Below are 17116 nucleotides of genomic sequence, written 5' to 3'. Positions count from 1 at the left end.
GCCTGGGTTGAGATCTCAACCCTGCGCCTAAACTAGGGGCCATGCGTTTTGTCATCGATGACCCCACAGACCCTCGCCTGGACGATATCCGCGATCTCAAGCACGCGGATAAATCCGGCGAGGGTTTCGTCTTTGGTGAGGGCCCACTGTGCGTGGAGCGCCTGCTTGCCTCACGGTTCCCAGTGCGCTGCATCATCGGCTTTGAAGGAAAGCTCGACACGTTCTTAGCGAACCACGATGTTGGCGATATCCCCGTCTATCAGGTCACTCGTGCCACCTTGGGGGAGGTCACTGGTTTCGACATGCACCGCGGGCTGGTTGCCGCGGCCGACCGCGCGGAAGCCTGGACCGTGGACGAGGTCATTGATGGTGCTCGCACCCTGGCCATCATGGAAGGCGTGGGCGACCACGAAAATATCGGCTCGCTTTTCCGCAATGCCGCGGGCATGGATGTCGACGGCATTCTCTTAGGATCGGGGGCTGCGGATCCTCTCTACCGGCGCTCGGTGCGCGTTTCGATGGGGCACGTCCTGCGTTTGCCTTGGGCGCGTTTTGACGGCGGCTTTACCACCTGGCAGCGGGGCCTAGAGCAGCTGCGTGAAAAGGGGTTCCGGCTGGTGTCTCTGACCCCTCACCCAGACGCCGTGCATATTGCCGACGCCCTAGAGGGCGCGGACAAGGTGGCGCTGCTGGTTGGCGCGGAGGGGCCGGGCCTGACTGAGCATGCCATGCGCGCCACCGATGTGAGGGCGCGTATCCCCATGGCGGAGGGCACGGATTCCCTCAACGTGGCAACCTCAGCGGCCATTGCCTTCTACGAGCGCCAGCGCTCCCAGAGGCTCCGTGACGTCGACACCGCATAGCGGCGCACCAAGCCGCCGAGGTGCTTGGCGGTGCGGACGATCTCTTCGCCGGTGGATTCCGGCTCGAGGTCATGCTCTTCGTAGTCGTCATAGTCGTTGAGCCCCAGCTTCGCCACTGAGGTCGTGGCCACCTCGGCCACGGTGCGGCGCGGTGGGGGAGTGTCGACCTTCGGCTCGGGGCGGCCGTCGGTGGCATAGCCCACGACGTCCACGTCTGGGCCATCCTCACCCACTTCAATGCCCAGCCAGAACTCCTGGGCGGCTTCGGTGATGGTGAGCGGCTCGAAGGGCAGGGAGATACCGCCCACTGGCTCATCCATCTCCCCGGCCCAATAAGGGGCCTCAAAGGTTTCGGGCAGGCCATGATCCTCATAGAGGTTAAAGCGCGTTCCGCACAGGGAGCGCCGCAGGCGGCTGCCCGTCCAGTGCGCAAACCCGGCGTAGCCGGTCTCCGAATTGCAGGCGAAGGCGTAAATCTCCGTGGCGGGCACGGCCTCGCGCAGGGTGCGGGAGAGCTGCGAGAGAATCAGCTGATCATCGTGGATGATCGTCTGCACGACGGTCACACCGGGATAGCCGCCGACATAGAATTCACTCGCGCCGGGCTCAGCAGAACGGTTGAGGGGGAATTGCCCGATGGGCGTCACAGGTAGAGAAGGGTTGAGTTGAGCGAGGAACTTGCGGCCGAAACCGCGGTCTGCCTTGGGCTCGCCGCGGAGAACCTCGGCGGGATCGGCGGCGGTGACGTACCAGAGAGTGAGAACGGCGCTTTGGGTATCCACGGCAGGCTACTCGCTAGTTGCGGGGGCGCTTGGTAGAGGAGCGAACGCCGAGCAACACATCCTCCCAGTGCGGGGTGACGGCCTTGCGGCGGCGTTTGGTGGGTTTGGGCTCCGGATCCGGGTTCTGGAGGAAATCCTCGTCCACTCCCGTCTCCTTCTCCTCCGCCTGCTGTGCGGACGCTTCATTAGCGGGGGCCGCGTCCTCATCGCTGGCGGCCTCGGCCGGGTGCTCTCCACCGTGCGGGGATGGAAGCACGGAGGGCTCAGCATATCCGTCGGCGTCGTCTCGGTCGCCGGCGTTGTCGACGCCGGCGTAGGAAGACAGCTCCGTCACGCCGGGGGTACCAGCGCGCGCGTCCTCGTTGACCTCTCGGTCGTCGGCGTAGTCACGCCCATCGATGGCTTCGTCATAGCGCTCACCGCGGCCCACGGAGGTCAGCGAACGTACCGGCTGTACGAAGTCTGGGTCCGTCAGGTCAGCGGCGACGGAATTGCGTGCCTCCACCGTGGCTGGCGAGGACATCGTCTGCTTGAAGGTCCACTCCGCCTCGTTGGCGGACAGCCCGGTCTTCCACGTGATGCGCAGGATCCACGGCTCGCCCTGGTGACGGTAGGCATCCCACGTGGCCTCCGACAGCGAGTGCCCGCGGGCGGCGAAGGCGGTGGCCAGAATCTCCCACAGGGTGAGCTTGGCCGGGCCATCTTCGCGGATGGGGTGTGCCTGCTTGGCGACGTCCGCGATTCGCGCCCGCTCCAAGAGCACCGGGTGCGCGAAAGGCTCGATGCGGGATTCCGGAACGTCGAGTTCCTCAGCGATCTCCGCGGCGGTTGCGCCGGCGCGGATGCGGGATTGAATCTCATTGGGGCGCAGGCGGATTTCTTGTGCCTGCGGTGTGGGCTGGCTCTGCGGGGAGGAAGGTGAGCCGCCAGAGGCAGGCATGACGGTGTGCAAGCCGGTGGAGCGCTCAGCCTGTGCAGACGCGGTGGAGGAATCTTCGGTTGCCGTGGTGGCGTCGTCCTCCTCCTGGGCGGCCGAGCCTTCCGCCGCGGTTTCGGACTCGGATTCGGCAGAGTCGGCGGGAGCGAAAAGCTCGCGAAGCTCGTCGGTGACTTCGAGGAAGAACTCCTCACCATCCTCAGCCCGGAGGACGAGCGAGGTGTCAGTTGAGTCGCTGGGTGCGAGGAAAATCTCGCGCATGATGGCGCTCCTTAGCCTGGTAGCGGACATGTGATGAAGTCCACTTTACCCAGAACATGCCCCGAACTCTGGCAAGAGCGCGGGGCATGTTGTACGCGGCAACAAATAAATGCAACAAATGTTGTTGTGCGGCTGAAGGAGCTTCGAGCGAAGCTTAGCGGTTGTCTAGGACGTAATCGATAGCCTTGATGAGCTTGGTGACGTCCGCCGAATCAATTGCCGGGAACAGGCCCACGCGCAGCTGGTTGCGGCCTAGCTTGCGGTAGGGCTCGACGTCGAGAATGCCGTTGGCGCGCAGCGTTGCGGCGACCGCAGCGGCATCGACGCTGTCCTCGAAGTCAATGGTGCCGACCACCAGGGAGCGCTCGGAAGGCTCGGCCACAAAGGGGGTGGCCTCCGGGCGGGCCTCGGCCCAGTTGTAGAGGATGGAAGAGTTCTCCGTCGTGCGCTTGACCATCCCGTCGAGGCCGCCGTTGGCGTTCATCCACTGGACCTGGTTCTCCAGCATGAGCAGCGTGGCTACAGCCGGGGTGTTATAGGTCTGGTTCTTGCGGGAGTTGTCCACTGCAGTCTGCAGGTTGAGGAAGGCCGGGATGAAACGATCGGAGGAGTTGATCTTCTCGATGCGCTCCAGGGCTGCCGGGGACATTGCTGCCAGCCACAGGCCGCCGTCGGATGCAAAGCACTTCTGCGGGGAGAAGTAGTAGACATCGGCATCCGACATATTCACGGGCAGGCCGCCGGCACCCGAGGTGGCGTCGATGACGACGAGCTGCTCTGCGTTATCCGGATGAGGGCGGGTTACCGGAACCATAGCGCCGGTGGAGGTTTCATTGTGGGCCCAAGCGATGATGTCGGCGCCTTCGGCGTCGGCGGCCTTCGGATCCGGGGCGGTACCAACTTCGGCTTCGGTGACGAGCGGGGCGTCAAGCCAAGGGGCGTTGGCTGCGGATTTAGCAAATTTAGAGGAGAATTCACCGAAGCTTAGGTGGGCTGATTTCTTCTCAATCAGGCCGAAGGTTGCTGCGTCCCAGAAAGCGGTAGCGCCGCCGAGGGAGAGAACGATTTCATAGCCCTCTGGCAGGGAAAACAACTCAGAGAGTCCTTCGCGGATGGAACCGACGAGGTTCTTGACGGCCGGCTTGCGGTGCGAGGTGCCAATGATGGTGTCGGCACCGGCGGTGATTGCCTCAATTTGGGCGGGGCGAACCTTGGAGGGCCCGCAGCCAAAGCGGCCGTCGGAAGGGAGGATATCTGCTGGCAGGACGAGTTCTGAGTTGCTCATGTGGGCAGTGTAGCCTAATTTCGTTCGCGCACTAGATACTTTGCCAGGATTGCCAATGTTGGCAGAGTCACAAGTTTTGCTACAGTGTGAAGAGGTTTAGATCTGTCGCGCCGGCTTTGGTCGGCGTTGAACATTGAGGAAAGGAAAACACGTGGCTTCTGAAAAGAACAAGGTTGTACTGCAGTACCCCGGCGGCGAGTACGAGATGGACATTAAGCAGTCCACGGAGGGTGACTCCGGCTTCGATATTGGCAAGCTCCGTAACGAGACTGGCTTGGTGACCTTCGACCCGGGTTATGCAGCGACCGGTTCCACCGAGTCCAAGATCACCTTTATTAATGGTGAGGAAGGCATTCTCCGCCACCGTGGTTATGACATCGCGGATTTGGCTGAGAACGCCACCTTTAACGAGGTGTCCTACCTGCTGATTAAGGGCCACCTGCCGACTGAGGACGAGCTGTCGAAGTTCAACACTGAGATTCGCCACCACACTCTCTTGGATGAGGACTTTAAGGCCGCCTTCAACATCTTCCCGCGCGATGCGCACCCGATGGCCGTGCTGGCCTCCTCCCTTAACATTCTCTCCGCTTACTACCAGGATCAGCTCAACCCACTGGATGAGGAGCAGCTGGACAAGGCTACTGTCCGCCTGCTGGCTAAGGTCCCGATGCTGGCCGCTTATGCCTACCGTGCGTCGCAGGGCAAGCCTTATATGTACCCGGATAACAAGCTCAACGCGCGCGAGAACTTCCTGCGCATGATGTTTGGTTACCCGACTGAGGAGTACGAGGTTGACCCTGTTGTGGCCAAGGCTCTGGACAAGCTCCTCATCCTCCACGCTGACCACGAGCAGAACTGCTCCACCTCCACCGTCCGCATGATCGGCTCTGCGCAGGCCAACCTGTTCGTTGCCATCGCCGGTGGCATCAACGCACTGTCTGGCCCGCTGCACGGTGGCGCTAACCAGGCCGTTCTGGAGATGCTTGAGGATATCCAGAACAACCACGATGGTGACGCTACCGACTTCATGAACCGCGTGAAGAACAAGGAAAAGGGCGTTCGCCTCATGGGCTTCGGCCACCGCGTGTACAAGAACTACGACCCGCGCGCGGCCATCGTCAAGGACACTGCTCACGAGATCATCGATCACCTGGGCGGCGACCCGATGCTGGATCTGGCCATGAAGCTCGAGGAGATTGCGCTGAACGACGACTACTTCGTCTCCCGCAAGCTCTATCCGAACGTCGACTTCTACACCGGCTTGATCTACCGCGCCATGGGCTTCCCGACGGACTTCTTCACCGTCCTCTTCGCCATCGGCCGCCTGCCGGGCTGGATTGCTCAGTACCGCGAGCAGCTTGAGCTCAACACCAAGATCAACCGCCCGCGCCAGATTTACACCGGCGAGACCCTGCGTAAGGTCACCCCGCGTAGCGAGCGCTAAACAGTAACCTCAGCGGCGGTCTTCCACAGGCTGCCGTGGCTTAGCGTATAGCCCATACGCTGCATTTCTAGGGCCGAGCCCCACATCTCCGCTTATACTGGAGGGCGTTGTGGCTCGGCCTACGTGTATGCGGCCAGCAAAGAAGAAAGTAATCCAAGGAGGATAATCCCCAATGGAAAAGCCCGTAATTGAGCCGGCAACGGAGCCTGCTCCCCAGGACCTTGTCATCGAAGACATTGTGGTGGGTGACGGCGCCGAAGCCCAGCCGGGCGGCTTCGTTGAGGTTCACTACGTTGGTGTTGACTATGAGACGAACCAGGAATTCGACTCTTCGTGGGGTCGTGGCCAGTCCATCGAGTTCCCGCTGACTGGCCTCATCGCCGGCTGGCAGGAAGGAATCCCGGGTATGAAGGTGGGCGGCCGCCGCAAGCTGGTCATCCCGCCGGAGAAGGCTTATGGCCCGGCTGGTGGTGCACACCCGCTGTCTGGCCGCACGCTGACCTTCGTTATCGATCTCATCCGCGCCTAGCGTAGAAGGGCATAGCCCTTTCCGTTTCCCGAAACGACGCCCTTACCGGCCGTGCACTAGAGCACGGCACACATTGGTGAGGGCGTTTCGCGCGTTTTCGTCTGGGTTGAAGGACGCGAGCCGCCATTTTCCGCCACACAGCGCGCGGGAGTGCGGCACAATGGAGGGCATGAGTGTCCCACAAACTACGTTCAATGATGACCGCGAGATGCCGCTGCTGGGTCTCGGCACCTACAAGATGCACGGGGAGGAGCTTGTCCGCTCCGTGCGTGAAGCCATCGACCTGGGCTACCGCCACTTCGATACTGCCACCCTCTACGAGAATGAAGAAGAGCTAGGCCAAGCGCTCAACGCCGCTATGAAGGCTGGCGACGTGACCCGTGATGAGCTCTTTATTACCAGCAAGGTGTGGCACGACCACCATGGCAAGGACAAAGTGGGCCAGGCCTTCCGTGAGTCCCTGGACAAGCTGCAGCTGGATTACCTTGACCTGTACCTTATCCACTGGCCCTGGCCACAGGGCGGGTTGTACGTGGAGACCTTTGAGGAGATCGCCCGCATGCAGGGCATGGGGCAGATTGCATCGATTGGCGTGGCCAACTTTTATGAGGAAACTCTGCAAACCCTGATCGATGAGACTGGTGTCGTTCCTGTCCTCAATCAGGTTGAGTTGCATCCGGGCTTTACGCAGCCGGAGCTGCGTCAATTCCACGATAGCCATGGCATCGTGACGGAGGCGTGGTCGCCGTTGGCCCGCGGCATCATCCTCAATAACCCAGAAGTTATGGCCGTGGCCGAGAAACACGATATTACTGCTGGCCAAGCTGTCCTGGCGTACCTGTTGAGCAAGGGGATTTCGGTCATTCCGAAGTCCAGCCGCCGCGAGCGCTTGGAGGAAAACTTCGCTGCCGCGAAGGTTGAGCTCACTGCAGAGGATATTGCGGCTCTCGACGCGCTTGATGGCAAGGAAGGATTTGGCCGCATGTTCAAGGACCCGCGTGAGTTTCCTGGCGCCTAAAGCTTGAACACTTAGGGGACGCGTTATGCGCCCGTGAGCGATGGAGCCCGTCTTCCGCACCGTGCTCTTTCTTCCTTCAATATTGGGGAAGAGGAGTGGGGGTGCTGAAGGCGGGCTTTGTTGTGTTCCTGGGGGTGGAAATCGGCAGGGGAGGGCAGTGAAGATCTGTTAAAAACCCTGTGAAGTTTCGGTTTGCTAAATTAGATTCCCTCTTTGAATTCTCCTGTGGGGGTGTTAGCGGTGAGCTGAAAATGCCTTGTAGATGCAAGGAGAGGGGGTAGCAAAAGTGTGTGTTATTAACTTTTCTTGGCAGGATTTACAACCTTGCAAGAGTGGTTAGGTAACTTACTGTGCAAGGCAAAACGTGATTGAAGACACTAACTTTTGTCTCTCACCGCGGTTTGTGGAGAAAAGACCCTTTGTAAGGAGAGCGACATGACTGACGCACCTGCTTCGATTAACTCGCGCCGCGAACCAACGCCGCAAGAGTTCGTCGAGATGCGTGATAGCTCGCAGTTTTCTAAGCTGCGCGGCACATACCGCAAGTTCACCTTCCCCATGACTGTGGCGTTCTTTGTGTGGTACGTCCTCTACGTGCTGGCCGCCGTTTTTGCGCCAGACTTCATGGCTATTGAACTTGGGGGAGGCTGGAACGTCGGCCTCATCTTCGGCCTGGCCCAGTTCCTGACCACCTTCATCATCACGTATATCTACGTCAATTACGCCAACAAGAACATCGAGCCGCAGGCAGCGGCCATTCGCCAGGAACTGGAGGGCTAAACAATGCAGACCATTACCTTGGCCGCAGCGGAATCCTCCGCCGGCAACCCGATTCTGAATATTTCAGTCTTCGCGGCGTTCCTTGTTGTCACCATGTACGTGGTGCTGAAAGCCGGAAAGTCCACCAAGGAAGCCTCTGACTTTTACACCGGCGGCGGTAGCTTCTCCGGCCGGCAAAACGGCCTTGCTATCTCTGGCGACTACCTGTCCGCCGCATCCTTCCTGGGCATCGTGGGTGCCGTGGCGCTCAATGGCTACGATGGCTTCCTTTACTCAGTGGGCTTTTTCGTCGCCTGGCTCGTTGCGCTGATGCTCGTCGCCGAGCCAATGCGTAACGTCGGCCGTTTCACCATGGCGGACGTGCTGTCCTTCCGTCTCAAGCAGCGCCCGGTGCGCGTGGCGGCGGCGATTTCGACCCTGTTTGTGTCGTTGTTCTACCTCATTGCGCAGATGGCCGGTGCCGGCTCCCTGGTTGCCGTGCTGCTGGATATTCATGAGTTCAAGTGGCAGGCCGTCGTCGTCGGCATCGTGGGCATCCTCATGATCGTCTACGTCCTTGTCGGCGGCATGAAGGGCACGACCTACGTGCAGATGATCAAGGCCGTGCTCCTTGTGACCGGTGTGGTCATCATGTGCATCCTCACCTTCGTCATGCTCAAGGGGGGCTTCAGCACGCTCTTCACCCAAGCGATTGATATGCACGCTAGCTCCGCTGCTATCAAGGAAGGCGGCTACGAGGCCACCCAGATTATGGAGCCGGGTCTGAAGTACGGCAAGAACCTCACCACCAAGCTGGACTTCATCTCCCTGGGTATCGCCCTCGTTCTCGGTGTTGGCGGTCTGCCGCACGTTCTCATGCGCTTCTACACGGTGCCGACCGCTACCGAAGCTCGCCGCTCTGTTACCTGGGCTATCGTCATCATCGGTGCCTTCTACCTCATGACCCTGGTTCTGGGCTACGGCGCGGCCGCCCTCGTTGGCCCGGACCGCATTCTCGCCGCACCGGGTGGCGCAAACTCTGCGGCACCGCTGCTGGCGCTGGAAATCGGTGGTTCCATCTTCATGGCGGTCATCTCCGCGGTGGCCTTCGCTACCGTTCTGGCTGTTGTCGCCGGCCTCGCCATCACCGCCTCAGCCTCTATTGCGCACGATATCTACCACTCCGTCATCCGCAACGGTGAGTCCACCGAGGCTGAGCAGGTCCGCGTTTCCCAAATCACCGTGGTCGTCCTGGGCATTGTCTCCATCATCCTGGGCATTCTGGCCATGACCCAGAACGTTGCCTTCCTGGTATCCCTGGCCTTTGCCGTGGCTGCCTCCGCCAACCTGCCGACCATCCTGTACTCCCTGTACTGGCGTCGATTCAACACCGCAGGTGCCGTGGCATCGATGTACACCGGTGTCATCTCCTGCTTGGTGCTCATCTTCCTGTCCCCGGCAGTCTCCGGTACCCCGACCTCGATGTTCCCGAACGCTGACTGGTCCATCTTCCCACTGTCCTCCCCGGGTCTGGTCACCATCCCGCTGGCCTTCTTTGCTGGCTGGATCGTCTCCATCATGACCCCGCCGGACAACCTGGATGAGCTGTCCGCCGAGATGGAGGTTCGCTCCCTGACCGGCGTGGGCGTTGAGGCGCCGGTGGATCACTAAAACGCCTCAATCACACCGTTTCAGGCGGTAGAGAGTAGAATCAAACATCGTGTTTTACTCTCAGCCTTCTCACAGGGCGGCGTCAGCGCGAGCTGGCGCCGCCCTTCTGGCGTGCGTACTCGGTGCTGCCTCTCTCGTCGCGTGCTCGCCAGCGCACGAAGAAGACTCCTCGGCTGGCGGTTCAGCGCAGACCAGCGCACGCAAACCTGGCCCCATCACCCATAGGAAGGGGCAGCTGCAGCTGGCCGCTGTCCCGGACTCGGTAGGTCAGTTCCTCAAGGGCGATGAGTCCAAGGCCATCACGTATTACCGCATTGAGACGGGCATGCACATGGGCTCGACCACCGAACACCAGCCGCGCTATGCGCTGAGCCTGATCAAGCTCTACATCGCCACCTACGTGCTGGAACGCGGGTCCTTTGAGGACAAGTACGTAGCGCTGGATATGATTGCTGATTCCTCTGACGAGAGCGCCGCACAGCTCTTTGAGAAATATCCGCGATCTATCGATGCCATCGCTAAGGAATACGGCTTGGAGTCCACGTCCGCGGGGGAGGACTGGGGGCATTCCATGACCTCTACGTACGACGTCGTGCGGTTTATTGTCCAGCTCATGGAGGATGATCCGACGCACCCTGTGTTGGTGGCGATGTCCCACGCCGATGCCGTATCGGCCGACGGATATGAGCAGAACTATGGCACCGCGAAGCTGAGCGACGTCGTGGGCTCTAAATGGGGATGGTCGGACAGTAAGGACCGCCATTCCTCGGTGTCTTTTGGGGAGAACTTCGTTGTAGCTGCGTCCATCGAAGGCAGCGCTCAGGAACTCACGTCTTATGTACGCAAGGAGATCACCGGTAAGAACCTGGTGAAGGGCAACAACTTGAACAAGGAGGCGCTGGCTAATCCTGGCGCTGTTGCCACGCGCTTGACGACGTCCAGCGCTGCGCCCACTGCGACCTCCACGACGGCGACGTCGGCTGCCGCGACATCTTCCTCTTCGGAACCGTCTTCCTCTGTGCCGTCCTCTCAGCCAACGTCTAAAGCGTCGGCCTCGAAGACCCCCGGGGCGCGCTAGAAGACCGCGCCCCGGGACGGCTATTAGCCCATGGACTTGCGCACGGTGTTGAGGATATCTACCGCTCCGCGCACCTGATCATTGCTGATGGAAGAACCAGCAATGGTGATGCCATCGCTGCTCACGCTGGAGCCGCGACCAGTGGGATCCGGCAGGGTGATGTTGGGCAGCGGGATGTTGTCCGGCACGGTCGGGATGTCCTTGACCTTGGGCGGAGTCACCGCGCCTTGGCCCGGGGTCCACTGGCCCCAGTCGTTGGCGTAGACGGTGTTGATATCGCAGGTCACGCCGTCGATGGTGGCTTGGTTCTTGGCTTTTTGGTGGATGGTGGTGCGCGGGTGAATCTTGCTGCCCGAACCCCAATCGTGCATCCAGTAGAACTGGCCAATGCGGTCGTTGACGCACCAGTCGATGACGTTGTAATTGCCGTACACGCCGGTCTGGTAGCCGGCGGCGCTCAGCGCCGTCGAGAAGGCCTTGAGGTAGGGGCGAATCTGGTTCTCGTACTGGGCACGGGTGGGGTTGTCATCGATCGCGATGTAGATCGGGCGGCCCGTCGGCCCACCAGCGGCCTTGTGGATGGCGATGGCCTGCGGTGCGTGGACTGCAGCGCCCGCAGCGCCGTTGAGCCAGTCGGCGGTCTCGGCACGTCCGAACTGGTAAATGGAGGCGGTCTTCAGGCCGACTGCGGCGTTGGCCTTCGTCTCCGCCAGCGTGACGGGCTTGCCCTTCATCCAGTCGGCGCCGGGGCGGCGCTGGGAAACATAGCGAATGGCGCCAAGGTGGCCTGCAGCCTTGATTGCGCGCGCAGAAGGGACACCGGCGGAGAAGTCAATGATGGTGCCTAAAGCTGGGCCCACGGCGAGCGCAGCGGGTGCTTGGCTGCCGATGGCGCCGGCGGTCAGCGCGAGAGCGCCGGCCTTGATGAGCGAGCGGCGGGACAGAGGCATAGTGGAGTTCTCCTAAAGGGCTGAATGCAACGATGCAGGCGAGGGTGAAGAAAGTATCTGGGATAACTTTAGTCACTATGGTCTAAAATTTCACCACGGAGCCCCAAACGACGGAGGGATAAGTATGGCTGAAGAGCTGAGAATGCGTTTCATTCAGGGAGACAGCGTTTTCCGGCTGAACCACCAGCAGTTCAGCGATGCTGAGGTGCAAGCGATGCTTCAGGGCTACATCGAGAACTGTCGCCGGAACTCTCAGTGGATCCTCGATACCCGTGAAGAAGGAAACACCCTCGTGGTGGAGCACCTTTTTCCTGCGGAGGAATTCATCGAGGCGAATAGTGACCGCATGGATATCGATGAAGCCTTCGTTGAGTCGTTGCCCCTGACCTATCCCATCGTGTTTGAGATCCGTTCCGGCTACCTGCGTGTCCACAAGCCGCTAGCCAATAAATACGGAGCTCTCCTGTCTGACTTCATTCGTGGCTTGTGGGAAGTTCTGCTGCAAGGGCAGGTGAAATGCCTGTGGGATCACGGCTTTGCGCAGTGTGGTGGTGTGGGAACGATACAGCTCAACGCCTATGGTTTGCTGGAGCCGGACGAGCCAATTATCGGTTTCTACCGGGTAGACGTTGATATGCAGCACGAGGCTTGGGCATACATCACCCCGCAGGGTCTCATCCTGGTTTTCGATGATGACGACGTTCTTGCCTTCGACAAGGTAGATATGCGTAACCCCTCGGTTCCTACTGGAGTCTTTAGTTTCAGCATGATCAAGGTCGAGGTGGTTGGGGCCGGAGGCGGGCAAACCGTCAAAACCGCGTTAAGTCCGAAGGACCTCGGGGAACTGGACCAGGCGCGGGCGGATATCCGCACGATGTTGTCCTCACCGCATCAGGGTCGGCCGCGCCGCATGGTGGATCCCAACCCGCTTCCTTGGCTCATGGTGGAAGGCGAAGAGCTGGGATACATGGCCCAAGCGGACCTTGAACGCTATCGCCGCCGGCACCGCGATGCTGGGCGCAACCCTTTTGGGGACGGCCCTCGCAACGTGCAGGAAGCTATGGGCAACCCCTTCGCCGAATCCTGGGAGGAGAACCCCTCGCGCGACGATAACCCTTTCGCTTAAAGCGCCCCACAGGCGCTTAAGGCGTGCAGCCTTAGGGCTGGGTCGTGCGGAACGTGACGTTGGTGGGGTTTTCTACCGTGCGGGACACGGTGCAGTCCTTGTCGTGGGAGATGCGCACGAGGCGATCCACCATGGACTGGGCTTGGCGGCCGGCGTCGGTATCAGGGAAGCGGAGGGAGAATTCCACGTCGACGTCGCTCAGCCTTGAGGCGCCGTCCTCGTCGACGCGGGTGCCTTCCACATGGACGTCGAAAAGCTCCGGCTCCGTGCGCCGGGAGGTAACTACGTCGACATCCACGGCCGAGCAGCCCGCCACGGCAGCGAGCAACAGCTCGACCGGACTCAGTAGTCCCTCGCCCGAGCCGAATTCGAGGGTCGCGCCCGCAGCATTCGTGGCACGGTAGTGGCCGGTATCTACGCGGGTGACATCGACGTTGTATTTCTTCGTGATATTGCTCATGAGCGTTCATCCTAGCGGCGGATAATCTTTTAAACGGGCGTTCATGCGGTCGTTACGTGGGGGCAAGCTGCGCAGAATATATTTCTGGTGTCTCTTTTGGCTTTATTCACTGTGATTGGAAGATCTATGACTTCTCGCCGCCTGCTCGGCACCGTGGTCACCGCTTCGGTGGCCGGTACGTTCCTCGTTGCCCCTGCCTCTGCTGCCGAACCTGCAGAAGGCCTGGGCTCGCGTTTTAGCATCGGCGTGCTGCCGGATACCCAGTTCTATTCCCGTTACTCCACACCGGAAACGGGCAACCTGGCCCAGGCGCGCTACGGCAGTGAACCGTTTAAGGCACAGGTCGAGTGGCTGGTGAAGAACCAGGAAGCGCTGAACATGGACTTCGCGACGCACCTTGGTGACGTGGTGGACCAGCCGGACGTCGACGGCGAGTGGAAGGTTGCCGATGAAGCCATGAAGGTCCTCGATGATTCCGACCTGAACTACTCCATCCTCCCGGGCAACCACGACATGATTCAGGATGGTTCAGCGCATCCCTACAACGACTACTTCAGCGCTGAGCGCGCGAAGGCCGCCAACCCGGAAACCTTCCAGGAGCGCCATACCGCGGTTAACAGCGACTCCGAGTACCACATTTTTGAAGCCGAGGGCCAGAAATACCTGGTTCTGGCGCTGGCCTGGCGCGCGGATGATGCGGCGCTGGACTGGGCACAGGGAGTTCTCGACGCTCACCCAGACCTGCCGGTCATCCTCACCAGCCACGAGGTGCTCAACATTAATGGCGCTGGCGAGGTCTTCTACTCCGATGACTATGGCCAGGGCCTGTGGGACAAGTTCATTAAGAAGAACGACCAGATCTTCCTCACTATGGGCGGCCACCACCACGGCGCGGGCTACCGCGTGGACAAGAACGATGCGGGCCACGACGTCATCGGCATCTTGCAGGATTATCAGATGGCCTATCAGGGCGGCAATGGCCTGCTCGGCGTGCTGGAGTTTGACCTCTCCGGCAACGAACTGGAGATGACCGCCCTGTCCCCGTGGGTGGCACAGAAGCCAGCTAAGGAGCTCACGCAGTTCGACAAGCTCATTCTCGACGGCAAAGGCGATAGCTACCACGTGCCGCTCAACTTCAAGGAGCGCTTCGCTGACTTCGCCCCGGAGTGGAGCATCGGTGATGAAAATGACCCGGATCTTGGCCAGAAGGCCCGCGACATCGTTGAGGAAGGCTACACCCCGTACACCATTCCGCAGGACCAGCTGCCGGAGGGCCCGAATGACTACGTGAAGGCTGATGAGACCGTCTTCCACTGGCGCCCAGGCCAGACCAAGGACAAGGACGGCAAGCAGCTTGCCGACGGCGACGTGGCCACCGAAGGCGCAATCATTCCGGATGCCTTCGGTTCCGACGGTGCCGGTGACCTGGTTCGCGAAGGCGGCCCTTCCAACCTGGGCGAGCGCATCACTTACAGCACGGACCACCACCCGCTGTCCTCCGATTCCGGCTCCCTCTACTGGTCTGACCCGGCCGGCAAGCTCGCGATGGCGGAGTTCCGCTCCAAGGAGGGCGCTGAGATCAACAAGGTCGATACCTCCGCGGGCTACACCTTCGAGTCCTTCGTGAAGATCCCGAAGTATTTCAACGGCTCTGAGCACGGCTGGGGGAGTGCGCTCTCCCGCGACTCCAGCATTGCTGAGCTTGTCGACGGCTCTGATGACACCGACCCCACCGTCATGTTCGGCATCTCCAACCTGCGTGAGCTGCGCTGGTGGGCGGAGCCCAAGGAAGGTGAAGGCTCGACCGTGTGGTCTCACGAGGTTCCCACCGATGAGTGGATGCACATCGCCGTAGTAAACAAGCCGGACTCCGACACCGTAGAGATGTTCATTAACGGTGCTCCTATCCTGCGTAACGCCAAGGGCGCTGAGGGCTTGCTCCCGCGCGACCTGCAGTGGGTCATGGGCGCTGGCTTTGATAACCGCAAGCCGCAGGACCCGTGGTACGGCTGGATTGGTGAGACCCGCCTGACCCAGGGCGTTCTGGACTCCGATGAGTGGCTCACCGCCCGCCCTGCCGCAAAGGAGGAAGGGCCGACCACCTCCACCACGACGCCTAGCGAGCCAACCAAGCCCACTGAACCGACTCACACCAACGAACCTTCCGCCGACGACATGGCTGCGGCCTTCTTCGCCGGCTCGAGCCGCGGCGCGAAGATTATTGCTCCAATCCTGGCAGTCATCGCAGTCCTTGGCGGTGCTGCCTACGGCCTCATTCCCACCATCAACCGCATCTTCGGTCTGAACATCCCACAGCCACAGCTGCCGAAGATTCCGGGCCTGAACTAGAGAGCTCAGCCCACTAACCTCCATCCCCCGTCTCACAGTGAGACGGGGGATTTTCTGTTGTGTTGCTACATTTCGCGGCGGTCACTATTTGTTAGAAACGTTGCTTCGATGAAGCGGCTTCGCTGCGTGGCCAACGGCAATCTAGTTATGGACAAACCATTCTGGAATGAGTAGTGTGAAACTTATGGGACGGCCTCGTAAATTCAATGAAAAAGAAGTTCTTGCCGGCGCGATCGCGTTATTTGGCACGAACGGATTCACTGCAGTCTCAGTGGATGATGTGGTGAATCAACTGGGACTTAACCGGTCCAGCTTCTACAACCTTTATGGCTCGAAGCATGGACTGTTTCGTGCAGCAGCTGAAACGGTGTGCGCTGAAGCTGAAGGCGGCCGAGTATCGGATGCGACAAAGGACTTCGTGGTGGTGGCACTGGTTGAGGTGGCGCCAGTCAGTAAGGATTTACGCGAGCTTATCCAGCGGGCTTATGAACTGTGCTTCACGGGCCCGGAATCGTTAGGGCAGCATGCGCTCGCCCGTGCACAAGGACGCAAACACTAAGGGGAGGCATCATGAACAACAAACTCACTCTGACAGAAACAGAACTCATCGTCGAACCACTCGGGCTAGATAAGCTCTGGTCGTTGACCGGCAGTATCAAGGTTCCGTGGGAGCATGTGCGAGGCGCTACCCATGACCCTGGCATGAAGCATGAGCCAAAAGGTTTTCGTGCGCCGGGGCTGCGCAGTGGACAGAAGCTAGCGGGCACCTTCCACGCGGATGGCGGCCGACATTTCTGGAACATTAGCGGCTATGAGAATGCCGTTGTCATCGAGCTTAAAGACGAGCATTTCGATCGGTTCATCGTTTCCTTGGAGAACCCGACTGAATGTGTAGCGCGCATCAACGAAAAGGCTCAGGCCGTCTGAGCCTGACGTGTCCCAGCGTCAGTGCTTGATGTCATTCACGGTAAATGGCAGGCGAAAACTGTGAATTCTCGTCCACTATTCACGGAGAATGACACGTTTAGGCTGAACGGCTCTCGGTTCTGGAGTTAAAGTGCCCCAGGTTTTGTCCTATCTACTCAGTCGGGACAAAACAGGGACACTTCAATCATCACTGACCTGCAGCTCAACCTGACGCAGGCGCAGTGGGTCAACAGCCTCTATGCGGTGCTACTGGCGGAGCTGCTCTGCGACGGGGCAAGATTGCGGATACCTGGGGACGCAAGCGCGCCTTCCTCACCGGCCTGACAATATTCGTGGCAGGCAGCGTATTGGCGGGATTTCCTACCTCGACCGCCACGTGGATCTCCGCGCGCGCAGTACAGGCAATCGGTGCTGCGTTCATCATGCCTTCCACGCTTTCCACGGGTAAACCGTATTCCGCGGCAAATACCGCGCAACAGCCTTTGGTGTGTGGGGCGCGGTAATTTCCGGTGCGGCAGCGGTCGGACCCTTGCCGGTGGTGCACTGACGGAATGGGTGTCCTGGTATTCGCGATTATCGAGGGCCCGACCTAGGCTGGTGGGAGCCCCAATCCTCATTCAGCTTCTTTGGCTGGACCTGGTTCGAAAACGCGGCTATTTCACCGGTTCCGCTAGGGC

At 60.3% G+C, this 17116-nt stretch carries 17 protein-coding genes; 12 read left to right on the top strand and 5 right to left on the bottom strand.

Annotated elements, in window-relative coordinates:
* The first annotated feature begins 41 nt into the window (after positions 1–41).
* Positions 42–863 carry a TrmH family RNA methyltransferase gene (locus tag HMPREF2537_RS12210; RefSeq protein WP_070529450.1) on the top strand — a complete coding sequence of 274 codons (822 nt, stop codon included), beginning with the start codon at positions 42–44 and terminating at the stop codon, positions 861–863.
* Here HMPREF2537_RS12210 and HMPREF2537_RS12205 read toward each other — a convergent pair.
* The 3 genes from HMPREF2537_RS12205 to serC all read right to left on the bottom strand — a co-directional run bounded on the left by HMPREF2537_RS12205 (position 815) and on the right by serC (position 4128).
* On the bottom strand, positions 815–1645 hold the full coding sequence (locus tag HMPREF2537_RS12205; RefSeq protein ID WP_070529448.1) for a DUF6928 family protein: 831 nt from the start codon (positions 1643–1645) through the stop codon (positions 815–817). The two genes, HMPREF2537_RS12210 and HMPREF2537_RS12205, sit on opposite strands and share 49 nt — an antisense overlap.
* 13 nt (positions 1646–1658) lie before the next feature.
* Positions 1659–2843, bottom strand: coding sequence for a septation protein SepH (sepH, locus tag HMPREF2537_RS12200; RefSeq protein ID WP_070529446.1), 1185 nt, complete (start codon positions 2841–2843; stop codon positions 1659–1661).
* 154 nt (positions 2844–2997) lie between these two features.
* Entirely contained in the window at positions 2998–4128 is a 1131-nt protein-coding gene (gene serC / locus HMPREF2537_RS12195; RefSeq protein WP_070529444.1) for a phosphoserine transaminase, read from the bottom strand.
* Positions 4129–4279: 151 nt separating this feature from the next.
* Here serC and HMPREF2537_RS12190 point away from each other — a divergent pair, with 151 nt between their 5' ends.
* The 6 genes from HMPREF2537_RS12190 (at position 4280) to HMPREF2537_RS12165 (ending at position 10627) form a co-directional block, all read left to right on the top strand.
* Positions 4280–5572 (top strand): citrate synthase, encoded by a 1293-nt coding sequence (locus HMPREF2537_RS12190; RefSeq protein WP_083299027.1) that lies wholly within the window; start codon positions 4280–4282, stop codon positions 5570–5572.
* 172 nt (positions 5573–5744) lie between these two features.
* Positions 5745–6101 carry an FKBP-type peptidyl-prolyl cis-trans isomerase gene (locus tag HMPREF2537_RS12185; RefSeq protein ID WP_010187736.1) on the top strand — a complete coding sequence of 119 codons (357 nt, stop codon included), beginning with the start codon at positions 5745–5747 and terminating at the stop codon, positions 6099–6101.
* A gap of 160 nt (positions 6102–6261) precedes the next feature.
* The gene (locus HMPREF2537_RS12180) at positions 6262–7119 is read left to right on the top strand and encodes an aldo/keto reductase (protein ID WP_070529442.1); all 858 of its coding nucleotides are present in this window, start codon (positions 6262–6264) and stop codon (positions 7117–7119) included.
* Between the two features lie 435 nt (positions 7120–7554).
* Positions 7555–7899, top strand: coding sequence for a DUF485 domain-containing protein (locus HMPREF2537_RS12175; protein ID WP_070529440.1), 345 nt, complete (start codon positions 7555–7557; stop codon positions 7897–7899).
* A 3-nt stretch (positions 7900–7902) separates the two neighbouring features.
* Positions 7903–9549, top strand: coding sequence for a solute symporter family protein (locus tag HMPREF2537_RS12170; protein ID WP_070529438.1), 1647 nt, complete (start codon positions 7903–7905; stop codon positions 9547–9549).
* 49 nt (positions 9550–9598) lie between these two features.
* Positions 9599–10627 (top strand): hypothetical protein, encoded by a 1029-nt coding sequence (locus HMPREF2537_RS12165; protein ID WP_070529436.1) that lies wholly within the window; start codon positions 9599–9601, stop codon positions 10625–10627.
* Between the two features lie 23 nt (positions 10628–10650).
* On the opposite strand, the gene HMPREF2537_RS12160 is transcribed toward HMPREF2537_RS12165, so the two are convergent.
* On the bottom strand, positions 10651–11577 hold the full coding sequence (locus tag HMPREF2537_RS12160) for a DUF1906 domain-containing protein (RefSeq protein WP_070529433.1): 927 nt from the start codon (positions 11575–11577) through the stop codon (positions 10651–10653).
* 142 nt (positions 11578–11719) lie between these two features.
* On the opposite strand from HMPREF2537_RS12160, the gene HMPREF2537_RS12155 reads away from it, so the two are divergent.
* The gene (locus tag HMPREF2537_RS12155; RefSeq protein WP_246820329.1) at positions 11720–12703 is read left to right on the top strand and encodes a hypothetical protein; all 984 of its coding nucleotides are present in this window, start codon (positions 11720–11722) and stop codon (positions 12701–12703) included.
* Between the two features lie 31 nt (positions 12704–12734).
* Here the strand turns inward: HMPREF2537_RS12155 and HMPREF2537_RS12150 are convergent, their stop codons facing one another.
* Positions 12735–13163, bottom strand: coding sequence for an OsmC family protein (locus tag HMPREF2537_RS12150; protein ID WP_070529428.1), 429 nt, complete (start codon positions 13161–13163; stop codon positions 12735–12737).
* A 126-nt stretch (positions 13164–13289) separates the two neighbouring features.
* Between HMPREF2537_RS12150 and HMPREF2537_RS12145 the strand changes: the two genes are divergently transcribed.
* The 4 genes from HMPREF2537_RS12145 (at position 13290) to HMPREF2537_RS12700 (ending at position 16942) form a co-directional block, all read left to right on the top strand.
* Entirely contained in the window at positions 13290–15512 is a 2223-nt protein-coding gene (locus tag HMPREF2537_RS12145; RefSeq protein ID WP_070529427.1) for a LamG-like jellyroll fold domain-containing protein, read from the top strand.
* Positions 15513–15696: 184 nt separating this feature from the next.
* A complete protein-coding gene (locus tag HMPREF2537_RS12140; protein ID WP_230308896.1) occupies positions 15697–16071 on the top strand; it encodes a TetR/AcrR family transcriptional regulator in 375 nt (124 codons plus the stop codon).
* Between the two features lie 11 nt (positions 16072–16082).
* Positions 16083–16439: a hypothetical protein gene (locus tag HMPREF2537_RS12135; RefSeq protein WP_070517041.1), complete on the top strand. Its 357-nt coding sequence runs from the start codon at positions 16083–16085 to the stop codon at positions 16437–16439.
* A 221-nt stretch (positions 16440–16660) separates the two neighbouring features.
* Positions 16661–16942 carry an MFS transporter gene (locus HMPREF2537_RS12700; RefSeq protein ID WP_118779515.1) on the top strand — a complete coding sequence of 94 codons (282 nt, stop codon included), beginning with the start codon at positions 16661–16663 and terminating at the stop codon, positions 16940–16942.
* The last annotated feature ends 174 nt before the right edge of the window (positions 16943–17116 follow it).

The organism is Corynebacterium sp. HMSC074E01, from assembly GCF_001808885.1.
GTDB lineage: Bacteria > Actinomycetota > Actinomycetes > Mycobacteriales > Mycobacteriaceae > Corynebacterium.
This window is presented reverse-complemented; position numbering and strand designations above follow the sequence as displayed.